The sequence below is a fragment of the Paracoccus thiocyanatus genome, assembly GCF_900156255.1.
In the GTDB taxonomy this organism is placed as follows: Bacteria; Pseudomonadota; Alphaproteobacteria; order Rhodobacterales; family Rhodobacteraceae; genus Paracoccus; species Paracoccus thiocyanatus.
In genome coordinates this window covers 19,160-36,389 of sequence record NZ_FTMK01000027.1, presented here as the reverse complement: position 1 = coordinate 36,389, position 17,230 = coordinate 19,160, and the positions used below count along the sequence as shown (strand labels likewise).

At 65.4% G+C, this 17,230-nt stretch carries 21 protein-coding genes and 1 pseudogene; 11 read left to right on the top strand and 11 right to left on the bottom strand.

Annotation, left to right across the window (positions count from 1 at the left end; genetic code table 11):
* A pseudogene (locus F3H32_RS15265) lies at window positions 1-263 on the top strand (IS1634 family transposase); the annotation flags it as partial.
* Between the two features lie 208 nt (window positions 264-471).
* The gene (locus tag F3H32_RS15260) at window positions 472-1,665 is read left to right on the top strand and encodes a Hint domain-containing protein (protein WP_149766570.1); all 1,194 of its coding nucleotides are present in this window, start codon (window positions 472-474) and stop codon (window positions 1,663-1,665) included.
* An 87-nt stretch (window positions 1,666-1,752) separates the two neighbouring features.
* On the opposite strand, the gene F3H32_RS15255 is transcribed toward F3H32_RS15260, so the two are convergent.
* On the bottom strand, window positions 1,753-1,962 hold the full coding sequence (locus F3H32_RS15255; protein WP_149766569.1) for an entericidin A/B family lipoprotein: 210 nt from the start codon (window positions 1,960-1,962) through the stop codon (window positions 1,753-1,755).
* A gap of 260 nt (window positions 1,963-2,222) precedes the next feature.
* Here F3H32_RS15255 and F3H32_RS15250 point away from each other — a divergent pair, with 260 nt between their 5' ends.
* Entirely contained in the window at window positions 2,223-2,501 is a 279-nt protein-coding gene (locus F3H32_RS15250) for a TraR/DksA family transcriptional regulator (protein WP_223191487.1), read from the top strand.
* Window positions 2,502-2,509: 8 nt separating this feature from the next.
* Here F3H32_RS15250 and F3H32_RS15245 read toward each other — a convergent pair whose 3' ends face one another.
* Window positions 2,510-2,653, bottom strand: coding sequence for an entericidin A/B family lipoprotein (locus tag F3H32_RS15245; RefSeq protein WP_115755337.1), 144 nt, complete (start codon window positions 2,651-2,653; stop codon window positions 2,510-2,512).
* A 106-nt stretch (window positions 2,654-2,759) separates the two neighbouring features.
* On the opposite strand from F3H32_RS15245, the gene F3H32_RS15240 reads away from it, so the two are divergent.
* Complete coding sequence (locus F3H32_RS15240; RefSeq protein ID WP_394349623.1) at window positions 2,760-3,062, top strand: hypothetical protein; 303 nt, start codon at window positions 2,760-2,762, stop codon at window positions 3,060-3,062.
* Between the two features lie 19 nt (window positions 3,063-3,081).
* Here the strand turns inward: F3H32_RS15240 and F3H32_RS15235 are convergent, their stop codons facing one another.
* The gene (locus F3H32_RS15235) at window positions 3,082-3,849 is read right to left on the bottom strand and encodes an alpha/beta fold hydrolase (protein WP_149766567.1); all 768 of its coding nucleotides are present in this window, start codon (window positions 3,847-3,849) and stop codon (window positions 3,082-3,084) included.
* An 84-nt stretch (window positions 3,850-3,933) separates the two neighbouring features.
* Here F3H32_RS15235 and F3H32_RS15230 point away from each other — a divergent pair, with 84 nt between their 5' ends.
* Entirely contained in the window at window positions 3,934-4,317 is a 384-nt protein-coding gene (locus F3H32_RS15230) for a hypothetical protein (protein WP_149766566.1), read from the top strand.
* 305 nt (window positions 4,318-4,622) lie between these two features.
* Here the strand turns inward: F3H32_RS15230 and glyA are convergent, their stop codons facing one another.
* Complete coding sequence (glyA, locus tag F3H32_RS15225; protein WP_149766565.1) at window positions 4,623-5,906, bottom strand: serine hydroxymethyltransferase; 1,284 nt, start codon at window positions 5,904-5,906, stop codon at window positions 4,623-4,625.
* 142 nt (window positions 5,907-6,048) lie between these two features.
* Here glyA and F3H32_RS15220 point away from each other — a divergent pair, with 142 nt between their 5' ends.
* Window positions 6,049-6,798 carry an NAD kinase gene (locus tag F3H32_RS15220; RefSeq protein WP_149766564.1) on the top strand — a complete coding sequence of 250 codons (750 nt, stop codon included), beginning with the start codon at window positions 6,049-6,051 and terminating at the stop codon, window positions 6,796-6,798.
* Between the two features lie 64 nt (window positions 6,799-6,862).
* Window positions 6,863-8,458 (top strand): peptide chain release factor 3, encoded by a 1,596-nt coding sequence (locus tag F3H32_RS15215; RefSeq protein WP_149766563.1) that lies wholly within the window; start codon window positions 6,863-6,865, stop codon window positions 8,456-8,458.
* Window positions 8,459-8,494: 36 nt separating this feature from the next.
* Here the strand turns inward: F3H32_RS15215 and F3H32_RS15210 are convergent, their stop codons facing one another.
* On the bottom strand, window positions 8,495-8,917 hold the full coding sequence (locus tag F3H32_RS15210) for an OsmC family protein (RefSeq protein WP_149766562.1): 423 nt from the start codon (window positions 8,915-8,917) through the stop codon (window positions 8,495-8,497).
* 127 nt (window positions 8,918-9,044) lie between these two features.
* Window positions 9,045-10,181, bottom strand: a complete 1,137-nt coding sequence (locus F3H32_RS15205; RefSeq protein WP_149766561.1) for a deoxyguanosinetriphosphate triphosphohydrolase — start codon at window positions 10,179-10,181, stop codon at window positions 9,045-9,047.
* A gap of 74 nt (window positions 10,182-10,255) precedes the next feature.
* Between F3H32_RS15205 and F3H32_RS15200 the strand changes: the two genes are divergently transcribed.
* The gene (locus tag F3H32_RS15200) at window positions 10,256-10,591 is read left to right on the top strand and encodes a HesB/IscA family protein (protein ID WP_188128679.1); all 336 of its coding nucleotides are present in this window, start codon (window positions 10,256-10,258) and stop codon (window positions 10,589-10,591) included.
* Between the two features lie 37 nt (window positions 10,592-10,628).
* A complete protein-coding gene (xth, locus tag F3H32_RS15195; RefSeq protein WP_149766560.1) occupies window positions 10,629-11,414 on the top strand; it encodes an exodeoxyribonuclease III in 786 nt (261 codons plus the stop codon).
* 136 nt (window positions 11,415-11,550) lie between these two features.
* Here xth and F3H32_RS15190 read toward each other — a convergent pair whose 3' ends face one another.
* Genes F3H32_RS15190 through F3H32_RS15185 form a run of 3 tightly spaced genes read right to left on the bottom strand, consistent with a single transcriptional unit; the run spans window position 11,551 to window position 13,876 of the window.
* On the bottom strand, window positions 11,551-11,889 hold the full coding sequence (locus tag F3H32_RS15190) for a hypothetical protein (protein WP_149766559.1): 339 nt from the start codon (window positions 11,887-11,889) through the stop codon (window positions 11,551-11,553).
* On the bottom strand, window positions 11,889-12,023 hold the full coding sequence (locus tag F3H32_RS18115; protein ID WP_258869606.1) for a hypothetical protein: 135 nt from the start codon (window positions 12,021-12,023) through the stop codon (window positions 11,889-11,891). The genes F3H32_RS15190 and F3H32_RS18115 overlap by 1 nt, the downstream gene beginning before the upstream one ends.
* Window positions 12,020-13,876, bottom strand: coding sequence for an extracellular solute-binding protein (locus F3H32_RS15185; protein WP_149766558.1), 1,857 nt, complete (start codon window positions 13,874-13,876; stop codon window positions 12,020-12,022). Before F3H32_RS15185 ends, F3H32_RS18115 begins: the two co-directional genes overlap by 4 nt.
* 360 nt (window positions 13,877-14,236) lie before the next feature.
* On the opposite strand from F3H32_RS15185, the gene F3H32_RS15180 reads away from it, so the two are divergent.
* Complete coding sequence (locus tag F3H32_RS15180) at window positions 14,237-15,019, top strand: 3-hydroxybutyrate dehydrogenase (RefSeq protein ID WP_149766557.1); 783 nt, start codon at window positions 14,237-14,239, stop codon at window positions 15,017-15,019.
* Between the two features lie 53 nt (window positions 15,020-15,072).
* Here F3H32_RS15180 and thyX read toward each other — a convergent pair whose 3' ends face one another.
* Window positions 15,073-15,978, bottom strand: a complete 906-nt coding sequence (gene thyX / locus F3H32_RS15175; RefSeq protein WP_149766556.1) for an FAD-dependent thymidylate synthase — start codon at window positions 15,976-15,978, stop codon at window positions 15,073-15,075.
* A 158-nt stretch (window positions 15,979-16,136) separates the two neighbouring features.
* On the opposite strand from thyX, the gene F3H32_RS15170 reads away from it, so the two are divergent.
* Window positions 16,137-16,565: a VOC family protein gene (locus F3H32_RS15170; protein ID WP_149766573.1), complete on the top strand. Its 429-nt coding sequence runs from the start codon at window positions 16,137-16,139 to the stop codon at window positions 16,563-16,565.
* A gap of 93 nt (window positions 16,566-16,658) precedes the next feature.
* On the opposite strand, the gene F3H32_RS15165 is transcribed toward F3H32_RS15170, so the two are convergent.
* Window positions 16,659-17,177 (bottom strand): MarR family winged helix-turn-helix transcriptional regulator, encoded by a 519-nt coding sequence (locus tag F3H32_RS15165; protein ID WP_115755352.1) that lies wholly within the window; start codon window positions 17,175-17,177, stop codon window positions 16,659-16,661.
* Window positions 17,178-17,230 lie beyond the last annotated feature (53 nt).

The window sequence follows — 17,230 nt, the reverse complement described above, 5'->3', positions numbered from 1 at the left end:
TCGCGCCAGTCCACCATCGGCTGCCCGAGCGCATCCGCGCGCACGCGCTGATCTGCTTCCTGGCCCTCGTTCTCTACCGCGTCATGCGCATGCGCCTGAAAGCCAGGGGGCACAGCGCAAGCCCCAGAACCGCGCTCGACATGCTCGCGCGCATACAGCGCCACAGCACGAAAATCGGCGAACGCTCAATTGATGGCCTCTCAACGACAACCCCGGAACAATTGGAGCTGTTCAACACCCTGAACCTGCCAAAACCTGCCTAAGAGCCGTCCCGTAGTCACACAAAGGCGAAATCCGCCTCAGAGAAATCAATCGCTTAGCGGTTTTGCTGTCGAACTTCGGTGGTCCACCCTCGATGTGCGAAAGCTGTCTGGTTAATTGGTATGGTGAAACACCAGAACGAATCATCCCGACCTTTATCATCGACCTCATCGGCTCCTCCAAAATAGGGGGCGTCTGCTACTGGATGTCATGAAGGAGGCCAAATTGGCGGTACATACCCTTGGTTTCATTTCGCTGAGCGATTTCAGCGCGACGAATAATGTCGCGCCTAACAACAAAAACGGCCTGACCGTTGGCGGTACAGAATGGGGCGGAATGCCTCCTGCCGGCACAACCATCAGCTTCAACTACGAAGCCATCGGTTCTTTGAACGTCGAGAGCGATTACGGATATTTCACCGACGATCCCTGGAACCCGGGATGGACCGGGGCTGAATGGCCCCAGCACAAGCAGGAAAATACCGACGAGATCACCATCGGTAATACCACCCATGCAACCGGCACCTTGCAGCTTGAGAACGAATATGAAGTTATTCTGTCGGGCGATGACGGCAATGATTATGTGCTTGTTGCGATTTCTGCCGTCACGGTAAATCCCGATCCTGCCGGGGACTGGGACTATCGGACCGGACCGGAACATGGCGTGATCGGCTTTACCTTCCAAGGCCCCTGGCCGCCCGAGGGGACGGAGCTGACCTTTGTCCAAAACGTCGATGGCGAGCAGATCGATTGGGACAATTTCGTTCCTGACGACGAGATCCCCTGTTTTGCCGGCGGCACGCTGATCCTGACCGATCGCGGTGAAGTCCCGATCGACGATCTGCGTGTTGGCGATCTTGTCATGACGCGCGACAACGGGCTGCGGCCGCTCCGCTGGATCGGGTCGCACAGACTGGGCGCGCCCGTGCTGATGCTCAAGCCCAAGCTGCGTCCCATCCGCATCCGCGCAGGCGAGTTGGGCGAAAATATCCCGGCAACTGACCTGGTGGTTTCGCCGCAGCATCGGGTGCTGGTGCGCTCGTCCATTGCCCGGCGCATGTTCGGCGCCGCCGAAATCCTGGTCGCCGCCAAGCAGCTTTTGCAGATTGACGGTATCGACGTGGCCGAAGACCTGGCAGAGGTGGAATATTTCCACATGCTGTTCGATCGGCACGAGATCGTCATTTCAAATGGCGCGCAAACCGAATCGCTCTATACCGGCCATATGGCGCTGCAATCGGTGGGCAAGGCGGCGCGCGAGGAAATACTGGCGCTTTTCCCCGAATTGCTGACGGCGGACTACCAGCCGGAGCCGGCAAGAACGCTCGTTTCGGGGCGGCAGGGCCGCAGGCTGGCCGTGCGTCATGCCCAGAACCAGAAACCGTTGATCCCGGCCGCGCCATGACAGCCGGCGCGGGGACGCCGGATATCTGGGCTTCGCCATAGCCGGAACGGCGGTCCCGCTGCTTCTGCCGCGGGCGGTTTTGCGGCATCAATAGGGAATGGCGGGGTCTGCCGGCGGCATATAGGGCGTCGCCGGCGCGGCAGAGGGGGCCTGTCCCATCTGCACCTGGCTGCTTTCGGCCTGTTCGCTCAGCAAATGCCCCGCGGTCTGCATGTCCCGCCCGGCGCCGCGCATCGTTTCGCAGCCCGCGACCGCCAGGCCGGCCAGGCACAGGGCGATTGTCGTTATCCGCCGCATGGTTTCCCCTTTTCCGTTTCTGCTCGATCCGGCGAAGCCTAAACCAGCCGGCGCACCGCTCAAGCCGGGACTGGCGGCAAGGCGGGTGGTCGGCAAGGAAATTCCCAGCCCCGCGGCGGCGCCAGCGGAACCCGGCCGATCAAGGAGGGAAAGGCCTGCGACAGCTTGACGCAAGTCAAGCGCGGCGCGGCGGCTGCGTGGCAGGATATATGGCAACCTACAGTGGACATGCCATGGACCTTGCCGCCCGCCGCGCCCTATTGGCGATCCGCCGCCGGGCCCTTCTTGGCGATCTTGCCCGCCTGCGGGCCGAATTTGATGCGAAGGCTGGAAGATGCCAGGCGGATGCCGAAGAGGGCGAGGTTCTGCTGGCGCTTGGCACCGCGCAGCGCGTCGAACTGTCGCGGATCAGGGCCGCGCTTCGCCGGATCGACGGCGGCTTATATGGGCAATGCACCGCTTGCGGGCAGCGCATTCCACAGTTGCGGCTGGACTTGCTGCCCGAAACGCCGCTCGGCGCCGGTTGCGCCGCGCCCTGAGTGCAGGATCACGAGCCGGCCTGGACCTCTTGGCTTTCGCGGCTGATCACCTGTCCGGCGCTTTCCAGGTCGCGCCCGGCGCCCTGGACGGTCTGGCACGCTGCCAGCGCCAGCAGCGCAAGCAGGGACGAGGCTTGAAGAATCCTTCGCATATTCAATCTCCTGCATGGGTTCGCCCGGATAAACGCTGCCCGGCGGGCAAGGTTCCCGGCCGTTAGGGCTTTCTTAACCCACGGCTGCTAGACAGGGCTCATGCGAGTGATTCTGCTTCTTGTCCTGTTCCTTTCGGCCTGCGCCTCACCGGCGCCGCAGTTCTTTGGTGCGGCGCGTCACGACATCACGCTGGAAGGGATCCGCTTCGCCGTCTTTCACGACGGCGACCAGGCCCAGGTGATCCGCCTGGGCTATCTGAGCCGGGCCGCGCGTGCGCCGGTTCCCGAACTGATGGTGATCGCCGCCGAACGCACGACCGGCTGCGCGGCGATTCCCGACAGCCTGCGCAGCCGCATCCCCGGCGATACCGGGGAAGCACGGCTGTCGCTGCGCTGTCCCGGCGGCTGAATGCCCCCGGCCCGGCCGGTCAGCCCAGAAAGGCGGATACGGCCGCGGCCACCTCTTCCGGGCGGTCGGCATGCAGCCAATGCCCCGCGCCGGCAATGATGCGGATCTCTGCCTGCGGGAAATGCGCGCGGATGGCCGCGGCCTGGGGGGCGCGGCAATAGTCGGACTCCTCGCCGGCCAGGAACAGCGCCGGGCCGGTGAAGCTGGCCTTGGGCGCATCGGGCCAGCCGACCAGCAGCGGCATCTGGCTGCGCAGGGCTGGCAGGTTGAATTTCCACCGCGGCGGATCGGCCTTCAGGTCCAGCGATTGCAGCAGAAAGGCCCGCACACCCGGATCGGCGACATGTTCGGCCAGCCGCGCATCCGCCTGGGATCGCAGGCGCAGCCCGGCAAGATCCACCGCCTGCATGGCGTCGATCAGCCCCTCCTGGCTGTGGCCATAGGCGAAAGGCGCGATGTCCAGGACCACCAGCCGGCGCACCAGGTCCGGCCGCGTCAGGGCCAGCATCATCGCCGCCTTGCCACCCATCGAATGGCCCAGAACATCCGCCTGGCCGCCGGCATCCTGGACCACCTGGGCCAGATCGGCGGCCAGCGCCGGATAGCCATGGTCGGGGTCGTGAAAGCTGTCGCCATGGTTGCGCATGTCGACCGATATCACCCGCCGGCTTTCGCCCAGGCGGCGCGCAAGGCCGCCAAGATTGCGTCCCGATCCGAACAGCCCATGCGCCAGCACTGCCGGCGGCCGATCCGAATCCGTTCCTGTCACCATCATGTTCAGCATCATGCGCGCAGCCTAGCGGCACTGGCGAAGCGAAGCCAGAGGCGCTAGCCTTGCCGAAAAAGAATGGGACGGAACACGGGACGGGCGATGGGCATCGAAAGAATCCGGCCGATGGCCGATGAGGTGGCCAGCTTGATGGCGATGCGCTTTGGCGGGTTGCGGCGCGGCCATCAGGCCGATCTGGAAAGCATGCTGCGCAAGCGCGGCGGCGCCCTGCCGCGGCGGCTGCGGCGCCAGGCGCGCCTTTTGGCCCAGGCCGACCGTATGGCCGGCCAGCCGAAAACTGCCCGGCAGGTGGATCTTGACCGGCTGGAACGTGCCCATGCTGCCCTGGTCGCGCATCTGCGGCCGCTGGGGCAGGGCATGCGCCTGCGCGGAGGCGCGGCCCGCGTCGCAGCCACCGTGCTGCTGGGCCTGCTGCTGCTGGCAGCTGTCGCGATCTGGATCATGACCCGCCAAGGGCTGATCTAGGCGGCTGGTGAGGGGAAGCGACCCGCCTGGGGCGACGGTGCCGGAAAAATCGCTGAACGCGGGATGGGGTTTTTTATTCTCGGCAGCGCCCTGGCTCACGGGCCGGCAGAGGTCTTGCCGCGATGGCCACTGGAACGGAATCGCCGTGGAAGGCGGCGGGGATCAGGGCTTGCTCGATCCGCCTCGCGCCCGCTTCCGGGCCCTTGCCGCCCCGCGGGGACTGCCGGCGAGCGGGATGGGGCAAGCCGGCCCGCATCCGGCCCTTTTGACAGAGCGGCGCGGACCCGGTCCGCGCCGCGCCTGTGTCACATGCCGTCGTAAAGCGGGAAGCGGGCGCAAAGCGCCTCGACCTCGGACTTGACGTGGGCTTCCACCTCGGCATTGCCTTCCTCGCCATTGGCGGCCAGGCCGTCGACGACCTCGACGATCCAGCGGGCGATCTGGCGGAACTCTGCTTCCTTGAAGCCGCGGGTGGTGCCGGCCGGCGCGCCCAGGCGGATGCCGCTGGTCACGAAAGGCTTTTCCGGGTCGAAGGGCACGCCGTTCTTGTTGCAGGTGATATGGGCGCGACCCAGCGCCGCCTCGGTCGCCTTGCCGGTCACGCCTTTGGGGCGCAGGTCGGCCAGGCACAGGTGGTTGTCGGTGCCGCCCGAGACGATGTCGATGCCGCCCTTCATCAGCTCATCCGCCATCGCCTGCGCATTGCTGACCACCTGGGCGGCATAGTCCTTGAACTCGGGGCGCAGCGCCTCGCCAAAGGCCACGGCCTTGGCGGCGATCACATGCATCAGCGGGCCGCCTTGCAGGCCGGGAAACACGGCGGAGTTGATTTTCTTGGCGATATCGGCGTCGTTGGTCAGCACCATGCCGCCGCGCGGGCCGCGCAGCGACTTGTGGGTGGTGGTCGTGACCACATGGGCATGCGGCAGCGGCGAAGGGTGCTGGCCGCCCGCCACCAGCCCGGCGATATGGGCCATGTCGACCATCAGCCAGGCGCCGACCTCGTCGGCGATCTTGCGGAACTCGGCCCAGTCCCAGATGCGCGAATAGGCGGTGCCGCCGGCCAAGATCAGCTTGGGCTTGTGCTCGTGCGCCGAGCGGCGGATTTCCTCCATGTCGAGCAACTGGTCCTGCTGGCGGACGCCGTAGCTGACGACATTGAACCACTTGCCCGACATGTTCACCGGCGAGCCATGCGTCAGGTGCCCGCCCGAGTTCAGGTCCAGCCCCATGAAAGTGTCGCCCGGCTGCAACAGCGCCAGGAACACCGCCTGGTTCATCTGGCTGCCGGAATTGGGCTGCACATTCGCAAAGCCGCAGCCGAACAGTTCCTTGGCCCGCTCGATCGCCAGTTCCTCAACGATGTCGACATACTGGCAGCCGCCGTAATAGCGCTTGCCCGGATAGCCTTCGGCATATTTGTTGGTCAGCACCGAGCCCTGGGCTTCCAGAACGGCCCTGGAGACGATGTTCTCTGATGCGATCAGCTCGATCTCGTCGCGCTGGCGGCCCAGTTCCTTGCGGATGGCGCCGAAAATGTCGGGGTCGCGGCTGTCCAGCGTCTCGGTGAAGAATCCGGTATCGGTCATCTGATCCTCTTGCAAAAAGCGGCTTGCCGGCCTTCTAGCGCCTTTCGCCGCGCCCCGCTAGGACGGATGCGACGCCTGGACGGTAGATATCCCATGCCTTGGGGGGACTTGCTTCCCCGCAGCGGCTGGCCATGATGGCCGCATGAAGCTGCATTTCATCGCCTCCAGCACCGAAACCGCCACGACCGCCGCCCAGGTGCTGTCGGCGCGCTATGGCCATGTGCCGGTCCGCGAGGCCGAGGTGATCGTGGCGCTGGGTGGCGACGGGCTGATGCTGTCGGTCATGCACCAGAACCGCGGCCTGCCGGTCTATGGCATGAACCGCGGCACCGTCGGCTTCCTGATGAACGCCTATTGCGAGGACGACCTGCCCGCCCGCATCCGCGCCGCCGAGGAAACCGTGATCAACCCGCTGGCCATGACCGCCGGCACCACCGACGGGCACGAGCATTGCGCGCTGGCCATCAACGAAGTCAGCATGCTGCGCGCCGGTCCCCAGGCCGCGCGGCTGCGCATCAGCGTGAACGGCCGGATGCGGCTGGAGGAACTGATCTGCGACGGGATGCTGCTGTCCACCCCGGCGGGGTCCACGGCCTATAACTATTCGGCGAACGGCCCGATCCTGCCCCTGGGGTCGGACGTGCTGGCGCTGACCGCCATCGCGCCCTTCCGCCCGCGGCGCTGGCGCGGCGCCATCCTGCCCAAATCGGCGACGGTGCGCATCGACGTGCTGGACCCCGACAAGCGCCCGGTCATGGCCGATGCCGATTCGCGCGGCGTCGATTCGGTGCTGTGGGTCGAGATCCGGTCCGAGAACTCGATCAGCCATTGCCTGCTCTTCGATCCCGGCCACGGGCTGGAAGAGCGGCTGATCCGCGAACAGTTCGTCTGAGGCCGATTCCATTTGGGCCGCGATTCCATTTGAGACTGCGCGCGGCCCGCGCTAAAGGCCGGGCATGATGAACCGTCCCGAACTTCCGCCCGAAATCGCCCGCCGCCGCACCTTTGCGATCATCTCGCACCCGGATGCGGGCAAGACCACGCTGACCGAAAAGTTCCTGCTGTTCGGCGGCGCGATCCAGATGGCCGGCCAGGTCCGCGCCAAGGGCGAGGCGCGGCGCACGCGCTCCGACTTCATGAAGATGGAGCAGGACCGGGGGATTTCGGTTTCCGCCTCGGCCATGAGCTTCGATTTCGGACCTTACCGCTTCAACCTGGTGGACACGCCCGGCCACAGCGATTTTTCCGAGGACACCTATCGCACGCTGACCGCGGTGGATGCGGCGATCATGGTCATCGACGGCGCCAAGGGGGTCGAAAGCCAGACCCGCAAGCTGTTCGAGGTCTGCCGGCTGCGCGACCTGCCGATCCTGACCTTCTGCAACAAGATGGACCGCGAAAGCCGCGACACGTTCGAGATCATCGACGAGATCCAGGAAAACCTGGCCATCGACGTCACCCCCGCCTCTTGGCCGATCGGCATGGGCCGCGATTTCATCGGCGCCTATGATCTGCTGCATGACCGGCTGGAGATCATGGACCGCGCCGACCGCAACAAGGTCGCCGAATCGATCCAGATCAGCGGGTTGGACGATCCGAAACTGGCCGAACACGTCCCCGCCGCCCAACTGGAAAAGCTGCGCGAAGAGTTGGAGATGGCGCGCGAATTGCTGCCCCGTTTCGACCGCAAGTCCTTTCTGGAGGGGCATCTGACCCCGATCTGGTTCGGCAGCGCCATCAACAGCTTCGGCGTCAAGGAGCTGATGACCGGCATCGGCGATTTCGGCCCCCAGCCCCAGCCCCAGAATGCCGCCGAGCGCCAGATCGCCCCCGAGGAAAAGCCGGTGACCGGCTTCGTCTTCAAGGTCCAGGCCAATATGGACCCCAAGCACCGCGACCGGGTGGCCTTCGTCCGCCTGGCCTCGGGCCATTTCCAGCGCGGGATGAAGCTTTTGCACGTCCGGTCCAAGAAGCCGATGGCGGTCTCGAACCCGGTGCTGTTCCTGGCTGCCGACCGCGAACTGGCGGATGAGGGCTGGGCCGGCGACATCATCGGCATCCCCAACCACGGGCAATTGCGCATCGGCGACGCGCTGACCGAGGGCGAGGCGCTGCGCTTTACCGGCATCCCCTCTTTTGCGCCCGAGCTTTTGCAGACCGTGCGCGCGGGCGACCCGATGAAGGCCAAGCACCTGGAAAAGGCGCTGATGCAATTCGCCGAGGAAGGTGCGGCCAAGGTCTTCAAGCCGATGATCGGCTCGGGCTTCATCGTCGGCGTGGTCGGCGCGCTGCAATTCGAGGTGCTGGCCAGCCGGATCGAACTGGAATACGGCCTGCCGGTGCGCTTCGAATCCTCGCAATTCACCAGCGCCCGCTGGGTGTCCGGGCCCAAGGACAAGGTCGAGAGCTTCGCCAATACGAACAAGGGCCATATGGCCCAGGACCATGACGGCGACCTGGTTTACCTGACGCGCCTGCAATGGGACATCGACCGGGTAAGCCGCGACCATCCGGAACTGAAGCTGACGGCGACCAAGGAAATGATGGTGTAGCGGCGGCGCGGCCAGCACCGCGCCGCCTGGCTGCCTTTACGCCACCGTCAGGTCCATCGTGATCTCGGCATTCAGCAGCTTGCTGACCGGGCAGCCCTTTTCGGCCTTGCGGGCGCAGTCCTCGATCACCGCCCTGTCGCCATCGCCCGAAACCCTGGTGTTCAGATGCGCGGTCTTGATGGCGAAGCCGTCGCCCTCCTTGTCCAGGCCGATCTCGGATGTGGTCTCGATGCGCACATTGCCGACCCCCTCCTCCTGCAACATCATCGCCAAGGCCATGCTGAAACAGGCGGCATGGGCCGCGCCGATCAGTTCCTCGGGATTGGTGCCGGGCAGCCCCTCGAAGCGGGTGTTGAAGCCATAGGGCTGGTCGCTCAGCGCCCCCGACTTGGTGGAAACCGCGCCCTTGCCGTCCTTGAGCCCGCCTTCCCATCTTGCCGAACCGGATTTCACGATCATCGCCGTTCTCCTTTTCTGCCGTGACCTGCGGGGCGAACGCGCGATCCCTTGCGCGGGTTCAATCGGCGGCCCCGACGCGTGCAGGGACAGCCCCTGCCGGCCATGCTGCCGCGGCCGGCGCCCAGCTTCAGCCCAGCAGGCGCTGCGCCTCCTGGATGGCGAAGCGGTCGGTCATGCCGGCGACATAATCCAGCACCACCCGCGCCCGCGCGGTTTCGTCCCCGGCGGCCTCGGCGGCCTCGAACCAGGTCGGGGGCATCTTCGACGGGTCGGCCAGGAACAGCGGGAACAGCCCCTCCAGCATTTCGGTCACGCGCCGGCGCTCGACCACGACCGAGGGCGCGCGATACATGCGCTGGAACAGGAACAGCTTGATCGCCTTGAGGTTCTGGTAAAGCGGCTTGGAAAAGCGGATGATCGGCCCCTCCATGTCGCGAATGTCCTGGGCGTCCTGGGGTTGCAGGCTGGCCAGCCGGTTCTGCGCCACCGCGATCACATCCTCGACCATGATGCCAAAGACCCGGCGCAGCGCCTCGTGCCGGCGCCGCATCGGCGCCAGGCCGGGATGCAGCGCATCGACCGCGGCAAAGGCTTCGCCGATCACGGGCAGGGCGGCCAGGTCCGCCTCGGTAAACAGCCCGGCGCGCAGCCCGTCATGCAGGTCGTGGTGGTTATAGGCCACGTCGTCGGCCACGGCCGCGACCTGCGCCTCGGCGCTGGCATTGGTGTGCAGCTCCAGGTCCCATTCCGCATCCACCTCGGCCAGGGCATAGGGCAGATCGCCCGTCACCGGACCGTTGTGCTTGGCGATGCCCTCCAGGCTTTCCCAGGTCAGGTTCAGCCCGTCGAAATCGGCGTAATGCCGTTCCAGCCGGGTGACGATGCGCAGCGCCTGGGCATTGTGGTCGAAGCCGCCATAGGGCGCCATCAGCGCGGCCAGCGCATCCTCTCCGGTATGGCCAAAGGGCGGGTGGCCCAGGTCATGCGCCAGCGCCACGGTTTCGGCCAGGTCGGTGTTCAGCCCCAGCGCGCCGGCGATGGTGCGGGCGACCTGCGCCACCTCGATCGTATGGGTCAGGCGGGTGCGGTAGTAATCCCCCTCATGCTCGACGAAGACCTGGGTCTTGTGCTTGAGCCGGCGAAAGGCGCTGGAATGGATGATGCGGTCGCGGTCGCGCTGCCAGGGGCTGCGAAAGGTGGACATGCGTTCCGGCCAGCGGCGGCCGCGGCTGTCCTGGGGCTGGCAGGCATAGGGTGCCGTCATTTATCCTGCATTCCTTGCGAGGTCATCGGCCAGAGCCTATATTCCAGACCACAAGACGGAAACGGGAACGCCGCATGAACACTGGTCTGAACCTGCCCCCCAAGGTCACGGAACGCGCCTTTGCGCGCCTGGCCGATATCAATGGCGACGGCCCTGCACGCCCGCTGCGCGTCGCGGTCGCGGGCGGCGGCTGCTCGGGGTTCCAATACGACATCCGCCTGGATGACGCGGCCGAGGATGACCTGATCCTCAGCGGCGGCGGCCAGCGGGTGGTGGTCGATCCGGTCTCGCTGCCCTTCCTGGCCGGCGCCACCATCGACTTTTCCGACGAATTGATCGGGGCGCGCTTCACCATCGACAACCCCAATGCCAGCGCCTCTTGCGGCTGCGGCACCTCGTTTTCGATCTGATCTGGCCTCGGCGTCCGCAGCCGGCTAGTGTCGGGCCATGAAGATCGCGACATTCAACATCAACGGCATCCGTGCCCGTATCGAGACGCTGACGGGCTGGCTGGCCGATGCCCAGCCCGACGTGGTGGTCCTGCAAGAAATCAAGACCCAGGACGAAAGCTTCCCGCGCGAGCCGATCGCCGATCTTGGCTATAATATCGAAACCCATGGGCAAAAGGGCTTCAACGGCGTCGCAATCCTGTCCAAGCTGGCGCTGGAGGATGTCACCCGCGGCCTGCCGGGCGACGATACCGACGAACAAGCCCGTTATATCGAGGCCACGGTGGTCGGCCGTCGGGCGCTGCGCATCGCCGGGCTTTACCTGCCGAACGGCAATCCCCAGCCGGGGCCGAAATTCGATTACAAGCTGGCCTGGATGAAGCGGCTGCGCCAGCGCGGCCAGGCGCTGCTGGCCGCGGAAATGCCCACGGTGATGATGGGCGACTACAATGTCATCCCCGAACCGCGCGACGCCGCCTTTCCCGAACGCTGGGTGAATGACGCGCTTTACCAGCCCGAAAGCCGGGCCGCGCTGCGCCGCATTCTTTTCGACGGCTGGACGGATGCGGTGCGCCTGCGCCATCCGGGCAGCACACGCGGCCCGTTCACCTTCTGGGACTATCAGGCCGGGGCTTGGCAAAGGGACAACGGCATCCGCATCGACCATGTGCTGCTGTCGTCGCAAGCCACGGATCTGCTGATTGATGTCGGCATCGACCGCGACGAACGCGCCAAGGACAAGCCCAGCGACCATGTGCCGGTCTGGGTCGATCTCGACGCCTGAAACCGCGGCGCCGGATGCGTTTCACCGTTTGAAAAATACTCCGGGGGACGCCTTGCCGTCAGGCAAGGCGGGGGGCAGAGCCCCCGCCGGCGGTGAAGCCGCCGCGATCCCTGGACGTCCCCAGGCTGCCCGCCGCTCAATCGCCGTCGTCGGGCACCTCGTCATCATCGCCGAAACGGGCGTCGTCGTCATATTCGTCCTCGCCCTCGCCGACATATTTTGCCGACAGCGCGATCGAATGGTTGTCGTGGATCGGGTCCATCACGATGTCCGAAGGGATCTCGCCCGCCAGCCATTCGCGGATCTCGTCCCTGGTCTCTTCGACTTCCTGGCCGGTGACTTCGGCGATATAGGCGATGAAGGCGCGCTGGTCTCCGTCGATTTCCTCCAGGTCGCCTTCATCGGCCTCCGGCCATTTCTCCACGATGGCCTCGAAAAAGGCGGACCAGTTGTCGCGGACATGAACCCATTTCATCAGTAGCCTCCTCCGCCCAAACCGCCCTGCACCATGCGCGATGCGCCGGTGATATCCTCGCCCACGCCGGCTACCGTATTGCAGGCAGCCAGCGCCAGCATGAACAGAACGGCTGCGATGCGACTCAGTTTCATTCTCTTTCCTCCTGCCACCAGGTTTCTGGCATGAAGCCGGGCCAGTCACCGTAAAGCGGCGTCTTTTCAGGATAATCCAGATCGGCATCATGCGCCAAGCGGGAAATCCGCGAATAGCTGACCGGGATGACATAGCGTCCGGCGGTTAATATCCGGTCAAGAGCCCTGACCGCTGCGACAAAATCGTCATGGCTGCGGGCGCGGCCCATCTCGGCGATCATCGCCTCGGCGGCGGGGCTGTCCATTCCCATCCAGTTCTTGCTGCCTGGCGCGGCGACGCCCGCGCGCCCCCAGTAAAGCCGCTGCTCATTGCCCGGCGACAGCGACAGCCCCCGCTCGTACCAGGTCATGTCGAACTGGTAGTTGTTGGTGCGCTCGACATATTGCGCGGCATCAAGCACCGTCACTCTGGGCCGGATGCCCAGGTTGCGCAGCGATTGCACGAAGATGTCGACGATCTGGCGCGTCTCGGCGCTGCTGCGCATGGCGCTGCCCGACTGGTTGAGCAGGATCTCGAAGGCAAAGGGGCGGCCGGCCGCATCGCGCAACTCGCCCTCTTGCACGGTCCAGCCGGCCTTGCCCAGCAGGTCCAGCGCGGCGCGGATGCCCTGGCGGTCGATGGCGCGTGCGCCGCCTTCGGGCAGGGCGTAGCCGTCGATGGTGCCGGGCGGCAACTGGCCGGCAAAAGGCGCCAGCAGTTCTGCCTCGCGCCCTTTTGCCGGGCCGGGCTGCATCGCCAGGTCGGAATTGGAGAAATAGCTGCTGATGCGGGGATCCTTGCCGCCCGACAGCGTCATGTTGATGAAGCGATAGTTGAAGGCCTCGATCATCGCCTGCCGCACCCGCCAGTCGGCAAACAGCGGATTGCGGGTGTTCATCACCAGCCCCATGATCCCCGAAGGGCGGCCATGGGCGATCTCGGATTTCACCATCCGGCCGTCGCGCATGGCGGGAAAGTCGAAATTGCGTTCCCAGCGCGCCGCGACCAGTTCGCGCCAGACGTCGATCTCGCCGGCCTTGAACGCCTCGAACATGGCCGAGGCATCGCCGAAATAATCATAGCGGATCACGTCGAAATTATGCAGCCCGCGGCTGACCGCCAGGTCGCGGCCCCAGTAATCGGCGTTGCGGCGAAAGCTGATCGCGCGGCCGGGATCGACCTTGTCGATGACATAGGGTCCCGATCCGATGGGCGCCATCAGGCCGGACTGGGCGAAATCCCGACCCTGCCATTGCGCCTTTTTCAGGATCGGCCGCATGCCCATCAGCATCGACAGTTCGCGGTCGGCGGTGTTGAAGGTGAACCGGATCGAGCGCGGGCCGGTCTGTTCCATCGTCTCGACCTTGGACCAGACGGCGGTATAGCGCGGATGGCCCTTGGTCCCCAGCACCTCATAGGACCACATCACGTCCTCGACCGTCACCGGCGTGCCGTCGGAAAAGCGCGCCTCGGGGCGCAGGGTGAACTCGACCCAGGTCCGGTCGGCATCGGTTTCCACGCTTTCGGCCAGAAGCCCGTAAAGCGTGAAAGGCTCGTCGATCGAGCGCATCATCAGCGACTCGGCCACCAGCCCCGGCTGGGTGAAGATCGGCCAGACCGGGTTGCCCATCAGGATCCAGGGGTTGAGCGAATCGAAGCTGCCGGTCTCGGCCAGGCGAATCGTGCCGCCCTTGGGCGCTTGCGGATTGGCATAGGGCAGGTGGGCAAAGCCCGGTGGCAGCGCAGGTTCTCCATACATTGCAATGGCATGCCGGGGTTCGGCAAGGCTTGCCAGCGGCATGGATGCAACACATAGGCACAGCGCGATTCGCCGCCAGATCGCGGATTCGTTAGCAAACTTGAAGAATCGCATGCTCGATTGCCCTGATTTCCGGGTCGTTGGTTCTGCCTCGGCCCAGATTAACCGCGTGTTCACCATGAAGCAAACTTACGCCTTGGACTCAGGGGGCGAAAAGCGTATAGATAAGGCACTGCTCGATAGGTTTCTTGCCTGTATGAAACCTGCCTCATGACTTGCGCCCGCCTTGTGCGGGCGCTTTTTTCTTGGGGTTTTGGCGCGGCTCGCCCGCGGCGCTGCGACAGTCCGACGCGCAACATTTGGTCACGGGATTTTCATTGCCGCCGCGGCCGGCCCCACCCCCGGCCCGGCCTTGTGCGGATGCCGGTTTATGCCCATGCTGCACCACAGCAGCAGCGCGGGCAGGAGGCGGCGATGTTCGAAAGGTTTCTTGGTGGCAAGACGGCGGTGGTAACGGGTTCGAACTCGGGGATCGGGCTTGGCATCGCGCATGAGCTGGCGCGGGCCGGGGCGGATCTGGTGCTGAACAGCTTTACCGACACGCCCCAGGATCACGCCCTGGCCGAAAGCCTGGCGGCCGAACACGGCGTCAAGGTCCGCTACATGCAGGCCGACATGTCCAAGGGCGAGGAATGCCGCGCCCTGATCGAAGCGGCCGGGGCCTGTGACATCCTGGTGAACAATGCCGGCATCCAGCATGTCGCGCCGATCCCGGATTTCCCGGCCGAGAGATGGGATGCGATCATCGCCATCAACCTGTCTTCCGCCTTTCACGCCACGGCGGCGGCGCTGCCCATGATGCGGCGGGCGGGCTGGGGGCGGGTGATCAACATCGCCTCGGCGCACGGGCTGACGGCCAGCGAATACAAGTCCGCCTATGTCGCGGCCAAGCACGGCATCGTCGGCCTGACCAAGGTGACGGCGCTGGAAACCGCGAAAGAGCCGATCACCTGCAACGCCATCTGCCCCGGCTATGTGCTGACCCCGATCGTGGAAAAGCAGATCCCCGACCAGATGAAGACCCATAACATGAGCCGCGATGACGTGATCGCCAAGGTCATGCTGCAACGCCAGCCGTCGGGGCAATTCGCCACGGTCGAGCAGATGGGCGGCACGGCGGTCTTCCTGTGCTCGCCGGCGGCCGCGCAGATCACCGGCACCACCATCTCGGTCGATGGGGGGTGGACGGCGCTTTAGGGCGCCGCCCGGCGGGGTTTCCGCCGCCGTGCCCAAGGGGGCGGGGCGGGCTGTCAGCCCCAGACCGCCTCGAACTCGCGCCATTCGCCCTTGCTCATGCCGCTGTTTTCCTGGGTGACGGTTTCGCCCGACAGGCGGCGCTTCAGCGCCTCGACGCCCTTGGCGGAAAGCTGCATCCCGCCCAGCCGGTAATCCTCGAAGGCGGCATAGGCAAAGGGCACCCAGTCGCGGGTGATGCCGCACATGGTTTCGGCATAGGTGCGGATCTCGTATTGCGCATGGGCATCGGCGCGCAGGCGCAGGAAGTGGAACAGGTTGTGCAGGTCCACCTTCCAATACCATTGGGTATAGATATTCGCCGGCAGGTTCATGCGCGCCAGTTCGCGGGCCAGGCCCTGCTGGCCGTCCTGGCTCAGCATCGCCTCGTAATGGTCATAGCTGCGCATCGCGTCCTCGCGCAGCAGGTCCAGGACGCGGGCGGCCTCGTCCCCCTCCAGCACCTGGCCGCGACCCTGGTTGTTCACCGTCGATTGCGCGGCAAGCTGTTCGGGGGCGGGGATGTAGAATTCCCGATCCAGGATCGAATAGCGCGCTGAATATTCGTTCACATTGGCGGTGCGGTGGCGGATCCATTGCCGGGCGACAAAGACCGGCAGCTTGACGTGGAACTTGACCTCGCACATCTCGAACGGGGTCGAGTGCCAGTGCCGCATCAGATAGCGGATCAGCCCCTCGTCATTGCTGACCGATTTCGTGCCGCGGCCATAGCTGACGCGCGCGGCCTGGGTGATGGCGGCGTCGTCGCCCATATAGTCGATGACCCGCACCAGCCCGTGGTCCAGCACCGGGTGCGCCTGGTAAAGATGCGCCTCCATCCCCGGCGAGACGGCGCGCAGGGTGGGGCGCGGGCTGGCGCGCTGCTCGTCGATCTGGGCCTGTTGTTCGGGGGTGATGGGCATGGGCAAGGTCCTTGGCTGGTCTGGCCATATCTTGTGGCAGCTATGCGGGTTGCAATCAACAGGCTGTGTGGCATGGCGGGGGTGCAGCCAATCGCCCCACGTTGCGATCCGGTCGCCGGCATGCCAGTCTGGCTGCGACGAATGGGAAAGGGATGACGATGACGATCCGCTATCTGCATACCATGGTCCGCGTGCTCGATCTGGAAAAGACGATGGCCTTCTTTCGCCTGCTGGGGCTGGAGGAGACGCGGCGAACCGACAATGAAAACGGGCGCTTCACCCTGGTCTTCATGGCGCCGCCCGGCCAGCCGGAATGCCCGGTGGAACTGACCTGGAACTGGGACGGCGATGACGGCCTGCCTTCGGACAGCCGGCATTTCGGCCATCTCGCCTATCGGGTCGGGAATATCTACGAGACGTGCCAAAAGCTGATGGATGCCGGCGTGACCATCAACCGGCCGCCGCGCGACGGCCACATGGCCTTTGTGCGCAGCCCCGACAACGTCTCGATCGAATTGCTGCAAGAGGGCGAGGCCCTGGCGCCGCAAGAGCCTTGGGCCAGCATGCAGAACACCGGCCACTGGTAAGGGTGGCGGCGCGAAGGCCGCGCCCGTTCCGTCGGGCCGGGCGCGGCTGCGGCCGGGGGCGTTCCGCGGCCAAGGCCGGCCGGGGTGCCGCGGTCAGTAGATATAGCGGATCTGCTCGGCCCAGAACCGTTCGACCCGCCGCCATTGCAGGTTCACCGCCTCGATCGGCGGGTCGTCCAGCACGCCCGACAGGTCCAGCCCCTCGGCATGGCGGGCGAACAGCCTGGCCACGCAATCGCGTACGTCCTGCCCGGCCTGGGTCAGCCGCACCCGCACCGCGCGGCGGTCCATTTCGCAGCGTTCATGGTGGACATAGCCCAGTTCCACCAGTTTCTTGAGATTGTAGGACACGTTCGAGCCCTGATACATCCCGCGCGAGCGCAATTCGCCCGCCGTCACCTCGGACGTGCCGAGATTATAGATCAGCAGCGCCTGCACCGGCGTCAGGTCGGTGCGGCCCAGCCGTTCGAATTCATCCTTGACCAGATCCAGCAAAAGCCGGTGCAGCCGTTCCAGCATCTGAAGACTTTCCAGATAGGCGTCCGCCCGGCTGGTCCGTGGCGGCAGCGGCCGCAAGGCCGGCGCCGTTTGGGCAGAGCTGCGCTGTTGCATGTGCTGGTTTCCGTTCATGGCCTCGTTTCCGCCACCATGACGCAGATTTGCCA